Source organism: Nocardia sp. NPDC059154, from assembly GCF_042755705.1.
In the GTDB taxonomy this organism is placed as follows: domain Bacteria; phylum Actinomycetota; class Actinomycetes; order Mycobacteriales; family Mycobacteriaceae; genus Nocardia.
The window spans coordinates 39,010-56,108 of the sequence record NZ_JBHZCS010000011.1 but is presented as its reverse complement, the minus strand read 5'-3'; the positions used below and the strand labels follow the sequence as shown (position 1 = coordinate 56,108).

Genomic DNA, 17,099 nt, shown 5'->3' with positions numbered 1-17,099 from the left:
GGTCGGCCGTGGCGGGGTGCTGGCTACACTGGCTCCCCGTGATAACCCTGCGCAACGTCACCAAGTCGTATCAGACCTCGACGCGGCCGGCGCTGGACAACATCTCCGTCGATATCGAAAAAGGCGAGTTCGTCTTCGTTATCGGGCCCTCGGGCTCCGGAAAGTCCACGTTCATGCGGCTGCTGCTCAAGGACGAGAAGCCGACCACCGGTGAGGTGTGGGTCGCCGACTTCCGGGTCGACAGGCTGCCCGGGCGCAAGGTTCCCAAACTGCGCCAGCGCATCGGCTGCGTCTTCCAGGATTTCCGGCTGCTGCAGCAGAAGACCGTGGAACAGAACGTGGCCTTCGCGCTGGAAGTGATTGGCAAATCACGAGCATTCATCAATCGCTCGGTGCCCGAGGCGCTCGACATGGTCGGCCTCGCCGGCAAGGCCGACCGGCTGCCGGGTGAGCTCTCCGGCGGTGAACAGCAACGGGTGGCGCTCGCGCGCGCCTTCGTGAACCGGCCACTGGTACTGCTGGCCGACGAACCGACCGGCAACCTCGACCCGGAGACCAGCCAGGACATCATGACGCTGCTCGAACGCATCAACCGGACCGGAACCACGGTGGTCATGGCCACCCACGACAACACCATCGTCGACGCCATGCGCCGGCGCGTGGTCGAACTCGACCGCGGACGCATCGTGCGCGACGACGAGATGGGCGTGTACGGGGTGGGCCGGTAATGCGCGCGGGATTCCTGTTCAGCGAGGTCTTCACCGGCCTGCGCCGCAATGTCACCATGACCATCGCCATGATCCTCACCACCGCGGTGTCGCTGACCATGCTGGGCGGCGGTCTGCTGGCGGTCCGCATGGCGGACAAGATCCAGGACTACTACGTCCAGCGCGTCGAGATCCGGTTGTATCTCGACGATCAGGTCTCCAAGACCGATCCGGACTGCACCGGGCAGCCGTGCGCCTCGCTCATGGCGGATCTGAAGAAGCACGACTATGTGGCGAACGTGCAGTTCGTCAACAGCCAGGACGCGGTGAAGGAGGTCAGGGAGACCACCTTCAAGGATCAGCCCGGGCTCGCCGACGAGGTGAGCAAGGACGGGCTGCCCTCTTCGTTCCGGGTGAAGCTCGACGATGTGACCAAATACCGGTCCATCTATGACGATTTCTCCAAGCGGCCTGGCGTCATGACAGTGCTCAATGACATGGACATCGTGGACCGGCTGGTCAGCTTCTTCGTCGGATTGCGCAATGCGGCGTTCGGTTTGGCGGCGCTGCAGGCGCTGGCCGCGCTGCTGCTGATCGCGAATATGGTTCAGGTGGCGGCGCTGGCCCGCAAGACCGAGGTCGGCATCATGCGGCTGGTCGGCGCCACGCGGTGGTACACGCAGCTGCCGTTCCTGCTGGAGGCGGTGCTGGCCGCGCTGGTGGGATCGGTGCTGGCGGTGGGCGGACTGTTCGTCGCGCAACCGCTGGTGATCAACCGGGCGCTGGGGTCGCTGTTCAACGACCAGGTGCTGCCACGGATCACGGGCGACGACATCGCGTCCGTCGCGATGATCGTCACACCGATCGGTGTCGGATTCGCCGCTCTCACGGCATATGCCGCGCTTCGGTACTACGTCCGGGAGTGAATGCCACGCTCTTCCTTTTTTTGGGGGTGCCTGCATTCATGCAGGCACCCCCAAAGACTTCTCCACTCGCACAGGGTGCGAAGTTCGGGCCATTGGCCCCAACGGCATTCCGGTGTCGGGCGGTGTCCGTAGGATTGCGGGCGTGAGTGCGCCGGAGGTCGAGACCGTAGTCGGAAACCTGGATGACGCCGGAAGCGATCCGGCGCACCAGGTGCTGCGAAAGACGTTCGGGTACGACAGTTTTCGCGGGCCGCAGCGGGACATCGTCGACCAGGTGATCGCGGGTGGCGACGCCCTGGTGCTCATGCCCACCGGCGGCGGCAAATCGCTGTGCTATCAGATTCCGGCGCTGGTGCGGCTGGGCGTGGGCGTGGTGATCTCACCGCTCATCGCGCTCATGCAGGACCAGGTGGACGCGCTCAATGCCGTCGGCGTGCGCGCCGGATTCCTGAACTCCACCCAGTTCCCCGACGAACGGCGCACGGTCGAGGCGCAATTCGTGGCGGGTGAGCTGGATGTGCTCTACCTCGCACCGGAGCGGCTGCGGCTGGAGTCCACCGCGCAGTTGCTGGATCGGGGCAAGATCTCGGTCTTCGCCATCGACGAGGCGCACTGTGTCTCGCAGTGGGGCCACGACTTCCGGCCCGACTATCTGGGCCTGTCGATGGTGCACGAGCGCTGGCCGGACGTGCCGCGCATCGCGCTCACCGCCACCGCGACCGAGGCCACCCGCAAGGAGATCGCCGAGCGGCTCGACCTCACCCGCGCCAAGCACTTCGTGGCCAGTTTCGACCGGCCCAATATCCAGTACCGGATCGAGGCCAAGAATCGGCCCGAACACCAGCTGCTCTCGTTCATCCAGACCGAACACGCCGGCGATGCGGGCATCGTCTACTGCCTCTCGCGCAATTCGGTCGAGAAGACCGCGGCCTTCCTGACCGCCAATGGCGTGGAAGCCGTGCCGTACCACGCGGGGCTGGACAATCGCACCCGCGCGGCCAACCAGGCGCGGTTCCTGCGCGAGGACGGGCTCGTGGTGGTCGCCACCATCGCGTTCGGCATGGGCATCGACAAGCCGGACGTGCGCTTCGTCGCACACCTGGATCTGCCCAAGTCGGTCGAGGGCTACTACCAGGAGACCGGCCGTGCCGGGCGCGACGGGCAGCCGTCCACCGCCTGGATGGTGTACGGCCTCAGTGACGTTGTGCAGCAACGGAAGATGATCGACTCCTCCGACGGCGACGCCATGCACCGCCGCCAGCTGCAACTGCACCTGGACGCCATGCTCGCGCTCTGCGAAACAGTGCAGTGCCGCCGCGTCCAGCTACTGGCCTACTTCGGTCAGCAGGGTGAGCGCTGCGGCAACTGCGACACCTGCCTCAACGCACCCGAGGCATGGGACGGCACCGTGCCCGCCCAGAAAGTGCTCTCCACCGTGCTGCGGCTCAAACGCGAACGCGGTCAGAGCTTCGGCGCTGGCCACATCGTGGACATCCTGATCGGCAAGCGCAATCCCAAGGTGGAGCAGCACGCCCACCACGAGCTGAAGGTGTTCGGCATCGGCACCGAGCTGCGCGACATCGAGTGGCGCGGCGTCGTCCGCCAGCTGCTGGCCCAGGGTCTGCTCGCCGTGCACGGCGACTACGGTGTGCTCACCCTCACCGACGCCAGCAACCAGGTGCTGTTCGAGAAGCGTCAGGTCATGTTCCGGCGTGAGCCCGAACGCGCCAAGGCCGCTCGAACCGCCAAGCCCGCCAAGGCATCCCGACTGGCCGCCGGCGACCTGAGCCAGTCCGACACCGACCTGTTCGAAAACCTCCGCGCCTGGCGCGCGGCCACCGCCAAGGAGCAGGGCGTCCCCGCCTACGTGGTCTTCCACGACGCCACCCTCCGCGAGATCGCCACCCGCAAACCCGCCACCCTGTCCGACCTCGCGGGCATCTCCGGCATCGGGGAGAACAAGCGCGCCAAATACGGTGAGGGCGTGCTGGAAGTGATCGCCGCCGGCGGTTCGAGCGCCGAAACATCAAGCTCCGCACCGGCTTCCGGCTCCGCGGTCGCCACGCCGACCGGCCGGTCGGCGGCCTCGTCCCAGGGATCTCGGTCCGCGGCCTCGAGTGCGAGCCCGCAATCCGCGGTCCCTGAGCGGCGCTCCTCGCGGTTCGGCGCCGCGCCGGCCGCTGCGCCGAAACCGAGCCCGGCCGCCTTCACCCCCGCCGACGAGATCCCCTGGCCCGACGAAGCGCCACCGGACTTCGACGAGCTCCCGCCCGACTACCAGTGATCGGTGTCCGGAAATGACCTCGCGCACGTCCATTAGCAGGCGATTTGGTTGCTGGGCGGCGGCACGATAAGCTTTCGGAGCTGCCGCGGTCCACGGATCGCAGCGAGCGACCTGGTCCCGTCGTCTAGCGGCCTAGGACGCCGCCCTCTCAAGGCGGTAGCGCGGGTTCAAATCCCGTCGGGACTACTGAGAAAGGCCCTTCAGTGAATGCTGAAGGGCCTTTCCGTATTTCACGTCTCATCCGTGCCCGAAAATCATTGGCGTGCACCGCGATACCGTGGCTACCGTGGGTCCCGGTCGTTCGAGGGGTGCCCCGGAATCTCCGGATCGTATTCCCCGTTCGAGAGCGGCCACGTCATTCAGGTTGGCGCAGAACAAATCTGCCGGGGTTCGATTCCCTTCACCGGTACGCCTCGCCCGGTCGGGTGCGGTGCCGTGGCCCTGCGGGCTCCCCGACTTCGGTCGGGGACGCCCCCGCCGCGGTCCCGTGACCGGGCGAGGCGTACCGGTCATGCCGAAACCACTGTGGGGGAAGGAGATACACATGTTCACGACGGTCATGGAATACAAGACGGTCATGGAATACCAGCGCACGCTGCGATTCGAGGACGGCACCCTGCGGGAGGTTCTCGGCCCCGGCCGGCACCGCTACAACAAGGAACGCTGCACCCTGGTCACGGTCGATATGCGCCCGCGTCTGCTGCAGGTCGGCGGCCAGGAGCTGCTGACCCGCGACGGTCTGTCGCTGCGCGTCAGCTTCGTCGGCGACTGGGTGGTCACCGATCCGGTGACCTTCATCACCGGCGCCCAGTCCGCGGAGACGGTGCTCTACACGACGGTCCAGGAGGTCGCTCGCGATCTCGTGGCCGCGCACACCCTCGACGAGCTGGTCGCCGACCGCACCCGGCTCGGCGCGGGCACCGAGCGCGTGGCGGCCGCCGTGGAACGCCTCGGCCTTCGCGTCGAGAGCCTCCGCGCCAAGGACCTCATGCTCCCGGGCGAGCTCCGTAAGGCCGCCCTCGAAACGGTGCTGGCGCGCGAACGCGGCCGCGCCGAACTCGAGCGCGCCCGCGCCGAGGCTGCCGCCCTGCGCTCGCTGGCCAATACCGCGAAGCTCCTGGCGGACAACCCGGTCCTGCTGCGCCTGCGGACCCTGCAGGTCGCGGCCGCTCCGGGCACCAAGGTCGTCCTCGACTCGCGGGAGAATGTCTGAGCAGTACGAGCAGCGAAGGGCACGGCACCGCCCCGGCCGGAACGTCCCGCTCCGGCCGGGACCGGTTCAGGCCAGCGCGGTCGTGTGGTTCTGCTCCCACACCTGGATGTGCGGCCCGAACTCGCTGAGGAAGGCCTGTACGTGCGGAGTCGAGCCGTGAGCGTCCAGCGCCTGGCGTGAATCCCAGTGCTCGAAGCACAGGAACAGTGACGGGTCGTCCTGGTCGCGGTAGAACTCGTAGGTGTGGCAGCCCGGTTCGGCGAGGGTGGGCGCGGTCAGCGTCAGCATCGCCTGCGCGACCCGGTCGGCTGCCACGGGATCGACCTTGATGCGGATGAAAGCCGTATGCACGGAAGTCCTTTCGAGGAGAGTCGCTGTGAACTGGCTCACGCCAGCACTGTTCTCATGACTAACACCGGGCCCGCCGGGACGGGCTGGGCGCGTCCCGGCCACCGGAACAAGACGCCGGCCGGCGTGGTTGAACAACGAGGCCCGATTCCGTCACCGTGCGGGTTCGGGCCGGAGCATCCGTAAGCTGGTTGGGCACTCCGGGCAGCGACGGGACGATAGAGGAGAAATGAAGGAAAAGGGGCGCAAGGTCATCGCCAGCAACAAGAAGGCGCGGCACAACTACGCGATCCTCGAGACCTACGAGGCCGGGGTCGCGCTGGTCGGTACCGAGGTGAAGAGCCTGCGCGAGGGCAAGGCCTCGCTGGTCGACGCCTACGCCTCCATCGACGACGGCGAGGTGTGGCTGCGCGGCCTGCACGTACCCGAGTACGGGCACGGCACCTGGACCAACCACGCGCCGCGCCGCACCCGAAAGTTGCTGCTGCACCGCCGTGAGATCGACAAGCTGCTCGGCAAGACCAAGGAGTCGAGCCTGACCCTGGTCCCGCTGTCGATGTACTTCTCCGACGGCAAGGTCAAGGTCGAACTGGCCCTGGCCAAGGGCAAGCAGGACTACGACAAGCGCCAGGACCTGGCCCGACGCGACGCCGAACGCGAGGTCACCCGCGAACTCGGCCGCCGCATCAAGGGCATGCGCGGCTGATCCCGGGAACCCCCGGCTGACGGCGCGTTAATGGAATGAACCAAGGTTTGTTCGGTGTTAGGATAGGTAGCCCGGTGAGAGCCGGGTGGTTCATCTGAATCGGTGAACACAGACGGGGCTGAACGGTTTCGACTGCGTACGTTGATTCAGGGGAAGCGTGTCGGTGCAGGCAGGAGACCACCGTATAAGCGTCGCTGTAACCCTATAAGCGCCGATTCTCATCAGCGCGACTACGCTCTCGCTGCCTAAGCAACGAAGCGTGTCTGTCAGCCCGGGTTCGCCCTCGACCCGGTCCCTGGCATCAGCTAGAGGGCTCTACCGTCCGACGCGGTCGCGGCGCCGGACGGGACACCTAACAGCGACTGGGATCGTCATCTCGGCTTGTTCGCGTGACCGAGAGATCCGAGCAGAGGCATAGCGAACTGCACACGGAGAAGCCCTGAAGATGCGGCGGAGGACCCGGGTTCGATTCCCGGCAGCTCCACTGACGGAGGCGAGTGCTCATGGCGAGCACTCGCCTTTTTCGTTCCGCGTGCCTGTGACGGTGCCACGCGTGGTCGCCGTTCGCCGTCTACGAATCCCGGTGGAGGTAGAGGGCGGCGAGCCGGGGGAGTCGCTGCAGCATCTGCTCGTGGTCGGAGAAATCGAACGGCTCGCCCATGTCGGGGAAGTCGAGGTCCTCATCGGTTGCCGTCATCGGCTCGCTGTCTGGGGCGGTGGCCTGGAACTGTTGCCATGCTTCGGTGAAGGTGTCCTCGCCCGTACCTCGTTCGTACGCGGTCATGGCTGCGTAGAGGACGGTTTCGTCGGCTATCGCGTCTTGGTCGTATTCTGCGGCTGCGGCGATCACGACCGGATGGTCGGCCAGGTTGTCGGGGTTGGCGGATACCTTGTCGGTCCAGTCTTTGCCGAGCGCGATGACGCCGGCGCGGAAGTCTTCGAACCCATCGTCCGAGCAACCGTCGCCGATCAGGTATGCGGCTGCCCATACGTCCCAGCGGTAAAGGGCGTCATGGATATTGAGGAAGTGGTCCTGGTATTCGAGGATTTCTTCCGGCGCGAGGTCCGCCAGGTGATCGACCAACGCTTCGGCGAACGGTGCACGGTCTGTGCCGGCGGCGTCGATGATGCGCCAGAACGAATCGCTATTCACGAATGACACTGTGTCAGAGTGGCCACTATGAATGCGAGCATCCGCGGGGTATCGGGTCTGCTGCGTCGGTTGCAGGATGACGGGCAGGACCTCGCGGCCATACATGCCACGGCTGAAGGCTTCTTGGACCAGCATTATGACGCGCCGTACGAACTATGCCTGGTCCTAGCGGCATTGGTCGAGTGCTCGGCGGATCTGCTGACTGCCGAGGACATTCGGGATGCGATCACGAGCGATCCTCGGTGGGGCAATGCGGCGGACCGGAGTCGACTCGTGGCACAGCTTCGCGAACTCGCCTCGGATGTGTACTCATCCGCGCGGGAGGACGCACTGGCGATCCTGAGTGCCCTCGGAACCCAGGGTTGACGCCTGACTGGGGACTATTGGCCGAAACCGATTCGATCCCGACCCTCGATCGGCGGGACTTCCGTGCGCCGGCCATGCGCCGCCGCACCGCGGTCCACTCGACTCCAGTCTGCGCGGGGCCACGACTGCTTCGACCGCAAAGGTCGAGCCGGGCAGCACTATCCAACTGTCGGCCGAGCAGTCCAGGAAGCGCGCGTCCTGTCCGGTCGAGGCCGGTGTATAGCCCAGCAGCGCATCATCCGCGATCGCCGCGATGGCGGCCGCGCGTGCGCCATGAGCCGACCCTGGCGAACTCGGTATGTCCACTGCGAAGGCCCGGTCCGCATGGACCGGGCCTTCGTCATTCTGCTGTTGACGTGGCAGCCGGAGTTACCGCAACGCTTCCGCGTCTAGCCGCCTGCTCGGCGGCGGAAGGTGCGTTTGCCGCCTGCTTGAGCGTGCGTGCCGCGCACCTTGGCGGAGTGTTGGGCGGAACCGCCTGCGGAGGCGTGGCCATTCTTTCGGTCGAGTGCTTCCCGGAACTTGCGTTTGGTCGTCTCCTCAGGCGACTCGATAGCATCACCCGCGAGTAGCTCGGCTGGGACTTCTTGTTCGTCGGCCATGTACCTAGCCTATCGTTGCGTTTCGCGTCTGGCGTGTCACCAGGCCTGAGCGGATCATGCTCACCATGGCGCTCAGCGAGGCCGGGCGCAGAGTTACTTGTGTCCGTGGGAGGTTCGGCCCGACCCGGAGGCCATATGAGCAGGATGTATCTGTGTTGTGACATCAACGGCGATGCTCACCTGGTGCCCGAAGCTGAACTGCTTCTACGGACGTCCGCGTACCTCGTGGCGCTCTGCCGCAATGCGGTGCTGCTGGTTCGAGATGGCACCGGACAGAAGGGGAGATGGGATTTGCCCGGTGGGGGTCTCGAGCCTGGAGAGGGGCGTCTGGATGCTCTCGATCGGGAGCTGCTGGAGGAGACGGGACTTCGGCTGGCAGGTGAGCCCGCTTATCTCTGTGAGTTCGTCGAATACTTCTATGACCTTCAGTCCCGAAGAGGTTGGGAGTCGACGCGGTGCTACTACGTCGGCGGTGTAGTGGGAACCGTGCGTCCTCACGGCAATGGCACTGATGTTGCTGCCTGCCAATATGTTTCGCTCCCGTTGTCCGCAGCCGAAGTTGGGGCGGTGGCACGGAAGATGACGCAACTTGCGCTGTTGTCTGGTTGATCAGGGATGTTCGCTGCGAGACGGATCGTCCGATTTTGGTGGTGAGCCGGCTCATCGGCTGAACAATTGCCAGTGCAGGGCCCAGGGCACGAATGCCACTGCAGTTGCCAGCAGTACGAGAGTTTGCCGACGTAGCGGTACGTGCATTTGGGCTCGTGCGCGCCAGGTCGACAGGGCCAGGACGGCTGCGGTCACCGGGACTGCCAATGCCAGTCCATGGAGCAGGAGCCAGGGCAGTGGCTGGCCGAGAGTGAAGGCCTTTGGCGGTAGCTTGCCACCTATGGCCAGGATTCCTACGACGTAGGTCACGGTGCCCAGGATGGCCAGCAGTCCGATGGCGGATACTGCTCGAGCTGCCCGGCGTGGTCCGCGGCCCGCTTCGGATGGACTGCGTCGCAGTATCATCCGGCCGAGGGCAGAGAGTGGGTAGGTGGCGAAGCCGAGCAATAGGGCAGCCAGTGCTGCGTACTCGAGGCCGGGGTGGGCGCCTGGCGCGCGGCCGGCTTGCTGCTGGGGCGGGGTGGCGGCGCTGGTGGGTGGTGCTTGATCGGCCGCTACCGCGTGGATCCAGTCGGTCATGACGTCGGTGTAGCCGGGGTCGAGTTCGCCGAGCGGCTTGCCCTCGAAGAGCTCGCCGCCGACGCTGTCGAAGCCGTCGGTGGTGCGATGGCCGTTGTGGCCGGCATTTGGTACGAAACGTGTTGTCACCGAATGATTTCCGGCGGCTGCCAGTTCGCGTTGGAAGATTGCCGCGCTCTCGTCGCTCGGCACCTTCACATCGTGGTCACCCCACAGCGCCAGCACGGGCACTCGAACTTGCCGCAGAGCGGGCTCCGGGTCGTAGTCCGCTTCCGGGAACGCGCCGAGTCCGTCGACCACAGCAGCGCCGGGACCGCTCACTGCATCCGGCAGGTGGCCGGAAACGCCGTTGTGCCGAAGGAGATTCGAGAGATACCAGGTTTGGGTGCGTAAGGGTGTCAGTCCGGACCCGCCGATGGTGGCCACGAAACCGACCGTCGACGAGCGGGACGCCGCGAGTGTCGCCACCCAGCCGCCCTCGCTGAACCCCCACAGGCCGACGTGAGCGGCATCCACATCGGGCCGATCCCGCAGCAGTCGCACCCCGGCGAGCGCATCGTCGGCCAGTACAGAGAAGTCTCGGTGGCCGGTCGAGTATCCGACAGTGCGCTTGTCCACAACCAGTGTGGTGATACCCGCGCGAGCGAAAGCTGCTGCCTCGGGGTGGTATTCGGCCCGAGGCCCCGGCCCCGATCCGCCGATGAGCACGATCCCCGGATGCGGCCCGGCCCCCGTGGGCCGGTAGACCGCACCGTGGAGCGTCACCCCGTCGCTGTCGAAGGCCACCTGCTCCTGCTGGGGATCCGCTTGTCCGGGTTGCGCTTCTGCCTTGCCTCCACCGATTCCGAAGCACAGCAGGACCAGCATCGCGACCATCATCACTCGCACACCGGAAACATAGGGACGTCAACCACTTCCGGGCATCGCACCGCGGTACCGGTGCCTCTCACCCGCCAGTACTGGCCGGACCCAGTAATTGCTCACGAAGGAGGTGGTCATGGTGCCGCCGGGTCGGGGTAGCATCTTTTGTTTCATACCCGAACATCGTCGTGTACCCAGTCATTCAAATCGTGTTCAGGCAAGTTGAATTCGCGTGATCAATTCCTACTGTCGTGCCACTTTGGTTGTTCTGCATTTTGTTCTGGCTCAAAGGTGTTCCTGCGCCGACGCATTATCAGGGCGCTGTGGCCGAAACACGCAGAGGTGCAGGGATTTATCGGAGAATGCGCTGTGTCGTAGCGACCGGTTGGGCGGATTTTGGGGCCGGAAGTTTTCCTGTGTCGGGAAAATAGGGATCCAAGTTCGTGAACCCGTCACTACCCTACGTGAGCAGATTCCGTGGCCATTTCATTATGAGATCGGCATAGCGGTAACCGGATACGACCATTGTTGCTAGGGGGAGTGGGCGCTGGAGTTCGACGAAATTGCGCGGCATACCCGAGATGTCCTGATCAATGCGGGTGTGCGGCGTCGGTGGCCCGCAGGGGCAGCACTTTTACGCGAGGGTGACTCGTCCGACCATGTCCTGGTGATCGAAACCGGCCGGGTGAAGGTGACCTCGTCGGCGACGAGCGGGAAACAGGTCCTGTTGGCCATCCGCGGACCGGACGATCTGGTCGGAGAGTTCGCGGCAATCGACGGCAGCGAGCGGTCCGCGACGGTCACCGCACTCTCACTGGTGAGCGCGGTCGTCATCCAGGGCAGTGAGTTTCGCGCCATCCTGATCAAGGATGGCAAGGCCGCTGTCGGTGTACTGCGAATAGTGGTTAACCGTGTACGAGAAGCAGACAAGAGGCGTCTGGAGTACGGCGCGTACACCGTCGACGAGCGCATCGCGCGCCTGTTGCTCGACTACTCCGAACTGTACGGGCGCACCGATGGCGATCGGGTGCTCATCGCGTTGCCGCTGTCGCAGGCGGAACTGGCGCACGCGGCGGGCGCATCGCGCGAAGCTGTGGTCAAGGCGTTGAAGCGACTTCGTGACCAAGGTGCGGTGCGGACCGCACGGCGTCGTGTGGAACTACTCCGGCCCGAACTACTCGGCGAAATTGCCAGGGATCTTCCGAGTGTGTATTCGGACGCAGACGTGCCCCGTCATCCCCGTTAGACATGACGCGACTCGAAACCTCCAGGGAGGAAGCATGACCGAACCGAAGCACCGATCATTCGTGGTGGTCGACGTCGAGAATTCGCGGGGACGGCACAACCGCGAACTCGAGGCGATGCGCGCTGCGCTCTACCGCATAGTGGACGAGACCATCTCGTATCCGGAAGCTGTTGTGGCGAAGGAGGATCGAGGAGACGGCTTTCTGGTCATCCTCGATCTTCCCGTGCTGGACGTGCTCGATCACTTCGCCGGAGGATTCCTGGCCGGCGTGCGTCAGCACAATTTCGCGGTCGATCCGCCCGACTGGTTGCGGGTACGCATCGCGGTCCACGAGGGTTATGTGAACCAGGACGAGCACGGCTGGTCGAGCGACGCGCTGAACGCGACCTTCGGGCTGAACGACTCGCCGATGGTCAAGAAGACCCTGGAACTGGCCGCTCGCGCCACCGGCGTGATCGTCGTCTCCGATGTCGTGTACCAGGGGGTGGTACGCCATAACTACCGCCCCACAGTGACTTCCACCGAATATCGCAGCACCATGATCGGCACGAAGGACGGTGACGTCCGGATCTGGGTTCGCGCACCGGGTTACTCGCAGCCGCCGTTTCCCGACAGTTCGTCGGAGGGGGCGGGTGCTCCGGGCAAGAAGGCCGCGGCCCGCGTCGACGGACTCGATGCTGTCACCGCCAACACGGTGGTCATGGGCGACCTGCAGTCCGACACATTCGTCGGCCGGGACTACTACGGCGGGTCGGTATGAGCGGGCCTGGCTCGGGAGAAACCAAGGCCGAAGAGGCCGAGCACCAGGATGTTCCGGTGCGCCCGGAGCAGTCCGACTCTTCCGGCGACGCGGTTGCCAACGGTGAGGAGCCGGAGGGTGGCAAATCCGCGGCGGACTCGGGCCCCCGGCGTCGCGAGTTCGAGGATGACAAGGTTCGGAAGCGGGCCGGGGATCCGACCAGACGCCGCGAGGCGAAGAATGCCGTCGACGCCCTGTCCGACGCCGTCGACGCGCTACGGGGAGCGTCGGTCAACGCTCACACCGTGATCTTCGGAGGGGCGCGAATCGGCACTCTGATAGGGCGCGACAGTCATACCGGTCCCTCCGGATCGGGTCTCGTGCCCAGCGGAAAGGTGTCGGCCACAGTACTGATGGACCTGGAGAACACCTTTGTTCCGCCGCCGGGTTTCGCGGAGGTTCGTGACCGGCTCCGCGCGCAGCCGCTACTGCTGCTTCGTGCGCCACAGGGTTGGGGCCGGACGGCGACATCGCTCCGTGCGCTCCACGAATCGTGCTCTGCCGGTGTGCACAAGCTGAATCCTGACGTCCGGCTGCGGGCGCTGGACATCGAGTTCACTCCGAAGACCGGATACCTGCTCGAGTCCCTGGAGATCGAGCAGGCGAGAACCCTGCATGTCTTTCATCTCGAGCAGTTGAGCCAGAAGCTGTCCGAACAGGACTGCCGGCTGGTCGTCATCGTGGGCGACAAGACCGAGCTATCCGCTGACATCGAGCCGTATCTGGTCGAAGCGGGTGAGCCCGCCGACGTAGCGGAACTGGTACGTAAGCATCTGCTCTGGCGGCTTCGAGGCACCGGTTCGGACATCCTCGACCGCGTCGAGGTGACCTCGCTCCTGGCCTACGTGGCCGAATATCGGCCGCCTGCAAGGGATCTCGTCGTGTTGGCCGCAGAACTGGCGGAAGTGGCCGCCGGGCGGAGCGATATCGCCGACGTCGTCGACCGGCACTCCGCAACGGTCGACGGCCATTTCCGGCAGTGGTTCGATGAATTGGACGGCGAGGTCCGCGCGTTCGCGATCGCGCTGGCGATCTTCAACAAGATGCCGCTGCATATCGTATCGAGCGCGGGCAGGATGCTGGCGGAGATCATCGCCCGGGTGGAGACACCCGACGACACCACACCCGCACAGCCGGTGTTCGGCGCGCGCAGCGCCGAAATCCTGGACAAGGCCCGCGCGGAGCTCTTCCTGTCATCGGAGGACACCGAGTTCGGCCGAATCCCCGTCGAAGCGGCACGATTCGTCGACGATCGCTATCCGCGTCGCATTCTCGAGTACGTGTGGCAGGAATACCACACCGCCCATCAGCTGGTCCGGGATTGGATGCGGGAACTCGGCAATGATCCCGACCTCCGCGTGTGCACGCGCGTCGGAGTCGCGGCGGGGTTGTTGTCCACCTTCGAGTTCGAGCACGCCAGGCAGCTGATCATCGAACCGTGGGCGGACAGCGGCCAGGGGCACGACCGGTTCGCCGCCATCGGCGCGTTGCAGTTCCCCAGTCTGCAACCGGAACTCGCACCCTTGGTCACCCGGATGCTCGCGGCGTGGCTGCGGGGTGATCAGCCGTTGCCGCGGCGTGTGACGGCCGCCGCGGCGCTCGGCAGTACGGTGGGGCAGCTCATGCCGAATCGCGCGCTCGAGTTGCTGCGTCGCGCTGTCCGTAGCGGCGAACTCCCGGTGCAGGAGGCCGTGTGTTACAGCATGATGCAGCTCTTCAAAGTGCCCGAGCTGACCGGCCGTATTCTCGGCGAACTGCGGAGCTGGACCGGCTCCGACCGAATCCGTATGCGCGCCGCCGGGTTCCAGTGCGTGCTGGAGTTGAGCTTCGACCTCGAGGTCGACACTCCCCGCGGAGGACGGGCGTGGCCGGCGATGGTGTGGCTGGCCGATGAGTTGCGCGAACACCGCGACGATATCGTCGTGCTCTTCGCGCGTCTGATGGAAGCGCCGTACTTCGGACCCGAGGCGTACCAGGAGATTCGGCGCTGGGTCCGGATCGCGGACAAGGATTCGCAGTTCCTGGGACCGCTGGCGAGTCTGCTGATCGATCTCGAAGAAGCCATCGGCGACACCGAGATCCTGCCCGATCACCTCCGCAGGTGGGCGGAGGAACGCAACGGCCCGGTTCGCGCCGTTGCGGCCTTGCTTGACGCACTTCATTCGAGAAGGACGAATTGACAATGTATTCCGGCGATTCGAACCCATTGATCCGCTACGAGGAGATGACGCGCACCTCCTGGCGAAAGTTCCGTCCGTCCTCGGGCGGGCATACCGCAGCGGTCGCCGTCGACCGGGCCGGCGGCCTCGCGCTGATGGGTCGGCGGCCCTCGGCGTCCGAGGTCTTCTACAACCCTGCCACCGGGGTGTACTGGGTGGACACCTCGGCGCATCACGACACGATCAATCTCGAACTGCCCACTGCTGAAGGTGTTTTCAACTTCATTGCCGAGATCGACCTGTCGTGGCGGATCGGTGATCCGGTGTGCGCGGTGCGGGAGAAGGTGACCGGCGGCGAGGCAATCTACGGGCCCTTCCTCACGAAGGAGCTCCGTACGATAAGCCGAGAGTTCGAGGTCGAACGTTTCGCTGAGGCCGAGCAGCGGATCAACGGCCACTTCGCCGGTGGGCCGTCCGAATTGCGTTGCGGCATCACGATGCTGAGCTGCTTGGTGAAGCTCGCTGCGGAGTCGAGCACCAAACTTCATATGCAGCAGGTGACATATGACGACCGGGAAGAGGAACGACGCGATGCGGAGCATCGCGCCAAGCGGCACAAGGCCGAGCTCCAAAAGGGGGAGAATGTGATCCAGCACGAGTTGGACGTGCAGAGCGCGCTGTTCGAGCAGGAGCAGGCCAGGATCGAGCAGCAGCACGCACTCGATATGGAACGGCAGCGCATGAGCTTCTACTCGGACGCGCTGCAATCGGGTGCGGAGAGCATGATCGCGCTCAGGCTGTCCTCCAACCGTGACGATGTGAACGATGTCATCAAGCTGATGATGCATCAGCGCCAGGTGGACTATGACAACGCGCATACCATGCTGAGCGCGCTGCTGGAGCAGCGTCTCCTCAATCGGGGGGATGTCCGGGACATCATGGCGCGCACGACCAAAGCTGTTGCGGACCATTGGAGTCCGACACCGCTGGCGGCCGCGTCCGTCCTCGCGGGACAGACTCCGGAGCTGAGTGCGTCATCGGCTCTCTCGGTCGAGGACGCCGAGATCGTGGAGTCCGATGAGGACTACGACGAGGACGACGATGACGATATCTAGTCGATCCTTGGCGGACAGTCCGCTGACCGATTTTCCCGTGGCGGGGAACCTGGTCGCGCAGCTGGACAAACTCCTCGCCGACTTCGGCTTCTCGGCGTGGTGGGCGGAGTCCGTGGAATTCATCGTCCTGGTGGTCACGCTGTTCTTCGTACTCCAAGTTCTGGTCGGCAAGCTCGTGCCCTGGCTGAGCGAGAAGCTATTGGGCCGGGTGGATCTGGTGACCGCGCCGGTGCCCGCCCTGCTGCTGGCACCGGAATGGGTGGTCACCAAATTCGTGGTCAGGTCCGGTCGCGCGCCGGGGCCCTTCGTGTACAGCTACGGGGACGGGGTGTTGGCACTGGCCGACGGACTCGAAGTCGTCGTCACCGCGGTGCTGCGGGTGCTGACCACAGTCGGCAAGCACCGCCGCCTGATCGCGGCGGTACTCGTCATCCTCGGATTCCTGTGGTGGAACAGCGGAACTTGCGTGGGCGATTCGCGTCCGTGTGTTTCACCGGCAGGGCAATGGAGCCACCAGGCATCCGCGAAGTAATTACGCAGCGGTGCCGAGCAATACCACGGTGTACCAGATCAGGAAAATGATCAGGCTGATGACGCTCCAGCGCAACGCGACTCCGAAACGTCGGTACTTGCGCTGGGCGATCTCGGCGAGAGCAGCCGCCTGCCGCCAGGCGTAGTCGGCAAGCTCCGGTGCTGCCGGACGCTTGCCGGCCTCGGCCGGGAAAGTCGGGAAGCCGAACCAGTTCCCGGCCCCGGAGCTACGAAGATTCGGCCGAAGTGTGGCAGCGAGATAACCCATGCATACGATCAAGCTCAATTCGAGTGCGGTCGCCATCATGTAGATCGCCAGGTTCACCGGCTTCGGATGCGAGCTCACCAGCCCCATCAAGGCGAACCCGTTCGCGGTCAGCAACAGCCCGACCTTCGTATCCGCGGCTATGAGGATGCGGTTGAACTCGGAGATGGTGCGAAGGGCCGCGTCCAGGTCGTTGACGGGTTCGAGTCGTGTCGTGCGATTTGGCATGGGATCAGCAGAGCATCGGCAGGAGGCGCCCTCCAGGTACAAAGACGCATACAGCGGCAAATGTGATCACGATGATCGGGTGCGGCCGCTTCTTCGCTAGCCGAGGGCCTCCAGGTGACGGGCGGTGTCGGTCGCGAAGACCTCTTCTGGAGAGTGAGGTGGGTAGAACTGGGCGTACCAGCGGCGGAGGGACTTGATGCCCTTCTCGTGGGGGAGGAGGACGGGGCGGGGGCGGTGGATCTTGTGGTCCCAGATGGCCAGTTCTTCGCGGACCTCGCCGAAGGCGAGCAGGCGGAGGGCGAGTTTGAGAATCGGTGCGGCGAAGGGGAATCCGGGACGGTGGCGGATGTAGTAGAGCATGCGGAGTTCGCTGGTGGTGTCGTCGATGGGGGTGGTGAGAGC

General features: G+C 65.1%; 16 protein-coding genes, 1 tRNA gene, 1 other RNA gene and 1 pseudogene. 13 read left to right on the top strand and 6 right to left on the bottom strand.

What is annotated here, in order from left to right:
* Nucleotides 1-38: 38 nt before the first annotated feature.
* From ftsE to ACFXN1_RS12445, 5 genes are all read left to right on the top strand, one after another.
* Nucleotides 39-728 (top strand): cell division ATP-binding protein FtsE, encoded by a 690-nt coding sequence (gene ftsE / locus ACFXN1_RS12465; protein WP_354840562.1) that lies wholly within the window; start codon nt 39-41, stop codon nt 726-728.
* Nucleotides 728-1,633 carry a permease-like cell division protein FtsX gene (gene ftsX, locus ACFXN1_RS12460; protein ID WP_379401744.1) on the top strand — a complete coding sequence of 302 codons (906 nt, stop codon included), beginning with the start codon at nt 728-730 and terminating at the stop codon, nt 1,631-1,633. The genes ftsE and ftsX overlap by 1 nt, the downstream gene beginning before the upstream one ends.
* A gap of 142 nt (nt 1,634-1,775) precedes the next feature.
* Entirely contained in the window at nt 1,776-3,917 is a 2,142-nt protein-coding gene (recQ, locus tag ACFXN1_RS12455) for a DNA helicase RecQ (protein ID WP_379437486.1), read from the top strand.
* A 113-nt stretch (nt 3,918-4,030) separates the two neighbouring features.
* Nucleotides 4,031-4,103: transfer RNA gene (locus ACFXN1_RS12450), tRNA-Glu, on the top strand.
* 358 nt (nt 4,104-4,461) lie between these two features.
* Nucleotides 4,462-5,130 (top strand): slipin family protein, encoded by a 669-nt coding sequence (locus ACFXN1_RS12445; protein ID WP_379437485.1) that lies wholly within the window; start codon nt 4,462-4,464, stop codon nt 5,128-5,130.
* A 66-nt stretch (nt 5,131-5,196) separates the two neighbouring features.
* Here ACFXN1_RS12445 and ACFXN1_RS12440 read toward each other — a convergent pair whose 3' ends face one another.
* Complete coding sequence (locus tag ACFXN1_RS12440) at nt 5,197-5,520, bottom strand: putative quinol monooxygenase (protein ID WP_379437483.1); 324 nt, start codon at nt 5,518-5,520, stop codon at nt 5,197-5,199.
* 187 nt (nt 5,521-5,707) lie between these two features.
* On the opposite strand from ACFXN1_RS12440, the gene smpB reads away from it, so the two are divergent.
* Nucleotides 5,708-6,184: an SsrA-binding protein SmpB gene (gene smpB, locus ACFXN1_RS12435; protein WP_154787106.1), complete on the top strand. Its 477-nt coding sequence runs from the start codon at nt 5,708-5,710 to the stop codon at nt 6,182-6,184.
* Nucleotides 6,185-6,298: 114 nt separating this feature from the next.
* Nucleotides 6,299-6,671, top strand: a transfer-messenger RNA (tmRNA) gene (gene ssrA / locus ACFXN1_RS12430).
* A gap of 84 nt (nt 6,672-6,755) precedes the next feature.
* On the opposite strand, the gene ACFXN1_RS12425 is transcribed toward ssrA, so the two are convergent.
* Nucleotides 6,756-7,472: a DUF4240 domain-containing protein gene (locus ACFXN1_RS12425; RefSeq protein ID WP_379437482.1), complete on the bottom strand. Its 717-nt coding sequence runs from the start codon at nt 7,470-7,472 to the stop codon at nt 6,756-6,758.
* A 620-nt stretch (nt 7,473-8,092) separates the two neighbouring features.
* Entirely contained in the window at nt 8,093-8,305 is a 213-nt protein-coding gene (locus ACFXN1_RS12420) for a DUF5302 domain-containing protein (RefSeq protein ID WP_379399791.1), read from the bottom strand.
* A gap of 135 nt (nt 8,306-8,440) precedes the next feature.
* On the opposite strand from ACFXN1_RS12420, the gene ACFXN1_RS12415 reads away from it, so the two are divergent.
* Nucleotides 8,441-8,914, top strand: coding sequence for an NUDIX domain-containing protein (locus ACFXN1_RS12415; RefSeq protein WP_379437481.1), 474 nt, complete (start codon nt 8,441-8,443; stop codon nt 8,912-8,914).
* 51 nt (nt 8,915-8,965) lie between these two features.
* Here ACFXN1_RS12415 and ACFXN1_RS12410 read toward each other — a convergent pair whose 3' ends face one another.
* On the bottom strand, nt 8,966-10,372 hold the full coding sequence (locus ACFXN1_RS12410) for an alpha/beta hydrolase family protein (RefSeq protein WP_379437575.1): 1,407 nt from the start codon (nt 10,370-10,372) through the stop codon (nt 8,966-8,968).
* Between the two features lie 583 nt (nt 10,373-10,955).
* Here ACFXN1_RS12410 and ACFXN1_RS12405 point away from each other — a divergent pair.
* The 5 genes from ACFXN1_RS12405 (at nt 10,956) to ACFXN1_RS12385 (ending at nt 16,205) form a co-directional block, all read left to right on the top strand.
* Nucleotides 10,956-11,600 (top strand): Crp/Fnr family transcriptional regulator, encoded by a 645-nt coding sequence (locus ACFXN1_RS12405; protein ID WP_379437479.1) that lies wholly within the window; start codon nt 10,956-10,958, stop codon nt 11,598-11,600.
* A gap of 34 nt (nt 11,601-11,634) precedes the next feature.
* On the top strand, nt 11,635-12,360 hold the full coding sequence (locus ACFXN1_RS12400) for a hypothetical protein (protein ID WP_379437477.1): 726 nt from the start codon (nt 11,635-11,637) through the stop codon (nt 12,358-12,360).
* Entirely contained in the window at nt 12,357-14,579 is a 2,223-nt protein-coding gene (locus ACFXN1_RS12395; protein WP_379437476.1) for a hypothetical protein, read from the top strand. The genes ACFXN1_RS12400 and ACFXN1_RS12395 overlap by 4 nt, the downstream gene beginning before the upstream one ends.
* A 194-nt stretch (nt 14,580-14,773) precedes the next feature.
* Nucleotides 14,774-15,673 carry a hypothetical protein gene (locus ACFXN1_RS12390; protein ID WP_379437474.1) on the top strand — a complete coding sequence of 300 codons (900 nt, stop codon included), beginning with the start codon at nt 14,774-14,776 and terminating at the stop codon, nt 15,671-15,673.
* On the top strand, nt 15,660-16,205 hold the full coding sequence (locus tag ACFXN1_RS12385) for a hypothetical protein (RefSeq protein WP_379463568.1): 546 nt from the start codon (nt 15,660-15,662) through the stop codon (nt 16,203-16,205). The genes ACFXN1_RS12390 and ACFXN1_RS12385 overlap by 14 nt, the downstream gene beginning before the upstream one ends.
* Here the strand turns inward: ACFXN1_RS12385 and ACFXN1_RS12380 are convergent, their stop codons facing one another.
* Both ACFXN1_RS12380 and ACFXN1_RS12375 read right to left on the bottom strand, forming a co-directional pair.
* Nucleotides 16,206-16,757, bottom strand: coding sequence for a hypothetical protein (locus ACFXN1_RS12380; protein ID WP_379437471.1), 552 nt, complete (start codon nt 16,755-16,757; stop codon nt 16,206-16,208).
* A 36-nt stretch (nt 16,758-16,793) separates the two neighbouring features.
* A pseudogene (locus tag ACFXN1_RS12375) lies at nt 16,794-17,099 on the bottom strand (hypothetical protein); the annotation flags it as partial.